Origin of the sequence: Aeromonas sp. 604176, assembly GCF_049170755.1 — a bacterium.
GTDB lineage: Bacteria > Pseudomonadota > Gammaproteobacteria > Enterobacterales > Aeromonadaceae > Aeromonas > Aeromonas veronii_A.
On the sequence record NZ_JAAKNE010000225.1, the window covers coordinates 1 to 2,111 of the forward strand.

At 65.3% G+C, this 2,111-nt stretch carries 1 protein-coding gene and 2 pseudogenes; all 3 read left to right on the forward strand.

The window, feature by feature from the left end:
* Nucleotides 1-209 (forward strand): annotated as a pseudogene (locus G5358_RS20845) (sulfite reductase [NADPH] flavoprotein alpha-component); the annotation flags it as partial.
* Nucleotides 209-1,921 carry an assimilatory sulfite reductase (NADPH) hemoprotein subunit gene (cysI, locus tag G5358_RS20850; RefSeq protein WP_042865065.1) on the forward strand — a complete coding sequence of 571 codons (1,713 nt, stop codon included), beginning with the start codon at nt 209-211 and terminating at the stop codon, nt 1,919-1,921. The pseudogene G5358_RS20845 and the gene cysI, both read left to right, overlap by 1 nt.
* Nucleotides 1,911-2,111, forward strand: a pseudogene (locus tag G5358_RS20855) (phosphoadenosine phosphosulfate reductase); the annotation flags it as partial. The gene cysI and the pseudogene G5358_RS20855, both read left to right, overlap by 11 nt.

The window sequence follows — 2,111 nt, forward strand, 5'->3', positions numbered from 1 at the left end:
GCCTGCGCGAGGCAGGGCTTGAGCTCTACCAGTGGCTGGAAGCAGGCGCTCACTTCTATGTGTGTGGCGACGCCAACCACATGGCGAAGGATGTGCAGGAAGCCCTGCTGGAAGTGATTGCGGAACACGGCCACAAGAGCCGTGAGGAAGCAGAAGAGTATCTGAGCGAATTGCGTCGTGCCAAACGTTATCAAAGGGATGTCTATTGATGAGCAAACAACTTATTCCGGGACCGGTCGAAGGGCCGCTGGCTGACAACGAACGCCTCAAGCGCGAGAGCAACTTCCTGCGCGGCACCATCGCCGAAGATCTGCAGGACCCGCTCACCGGCGGCTTCAACGGCGACAACTTCCAGCTGATCCGCTTCCACGGCATGTATCAGCAGGATGACCGCGACATCCGCCCGGAGCGCGCCGCCCAGAAGCTGGAGCCCCTGCACAACGTCATGCTGCGCGCCCGCCTGCCCGGCGGCATCATCACCCCGGCCCAGTGGCAGGTGATCGACAAGTTCGCCGAAGAACACAGCATGTACGGCAGCATCCGCCTGACCACCCGCCAGACCTTCCAGTTCCACGGGGTACTGAAGCGCGACATCAAGCTGATGCACCAGACCCTCAACAGCACAGGTATCGACTCCATCGCCACCGCGGGGGACGTGAACCGCAACGTGCTCTGCACCAGCAACCCGGTGGAGTCCGAGTTGCACCAGGAGGCCTACGAGTGGGCCAAGAAGATCTCCGAGCACCTGCTGCCCAAGACCCGCGCCTACGTGGAGATCTGGCTGGATGGCGAGAAGCTGGGGGGTGACGAGGAGCCGATCCTGGGCTCCAACTACCTGCCGCGCAAATTCAAAACAACCGTGGTCATCCCGCCCCACAACGACGTGGACATCCACGCCAACGATCTCAACTTCGTGGCCATTGCCGAACACGGCAAGCTGGTGGGCTTCAACGTGCTGGTGGGGGGCGGTCTCGCCATGACCCACGGCGACACCACCACCTACCCGCGCAAGGCGAGCGACTTTGGCTTCATTCCGCTCTCCCACGTGCTGGAGGTGGCGGCCGCCGTGGTCAGCACCCAGCGCGACTGGGGCAACCGGGTCAACCGCAAGAACGCCAAGACCAAGTACACCCTTGAACGGGTGGGGGTCGAGGCCTTCAAGGCCGAGGTGGAGAACCGCGCCGGCATCCAGTTCGGGCCGGTTCACCCCTATGAATTCACCAGCCGTGGCGATCGCTTCGGCTGGGTGGAGGGGATCGACGGCAAGCACCACCTGACCCTGTTTATCGAGAACGGCCGCCTGCTGGACTTCCCGGGCAAGCCCCTCAAGACCGGCATGCTGGAGATCGCCAAGGTGCATCAGGGGGACTTCCGCCTCACCGCCAACCAGAACCTCATCATCGCGGGCGTGCCTGCCGGCGAGAAGGCCCGCATTGAGGCCCTGGCGCGTCAGTACGGTCTGCTGGATGACGGCGTGAGCGAGCAGCGCAAGCAGTCCATGGCCTGTGTGGCCCTGCCTACCTGCCCCCTGGCGATGGCCGAGGCCGAGCGCATGCTGCCTGCCTTCGTCACCGACATCGAGGGGCTGCTGGCCAAGCACGGCCTGGCGGATGACGCCATCATCTTCCGGGTCACCGGCTGCCCCAACGGCTGCGGCCGCGCCATGCTGGCGGAAGTGGGTCTGGTGGGCAAGGCGCCGGGTCGCTACAACCTGCACCTGGGGGGCAACCTCGAGGGGACCCGCATCCCGCGCCTGCATCTTGAGAACATCACCGAGCCGCAGATCCTGGCCGAACTGGACGCCCTGATCGGCCGCTGGGCCAAGGATCGCAACCCGGACGAGTGCTTCGGCGATTTTGTCATTCGCGCCGGGATCATCGCCCCGGTTATCGACTCCGCGAGGGACTTCTATGCAGCCTGAACAGACTGATACAGCCCGGCTGGCGCGCACCGCCGACGGCCGGCTCGACCTCGACGCCCTCCTGGCCCTGGGCCGGGAGGAGCAGGTCGAGGCGCTGGCCCCCCTCAACCGGGAGCTGGACGCCATGAGCGCCCCCGAGCGGGTGCGCTGGGCCCTGGCCAACCTGCCGGGGGAGCATGTGCTGTCGTCG

What these genes read in the sequence shown, in the direction of transcription:
- cysI (WP_042865065.1), top strand. Translation starts at nt 209, where the DNA reads ATGAGCAAACAACTTATTCCGGGACCGGTCGAAGGGCCGCTGGCTGAC.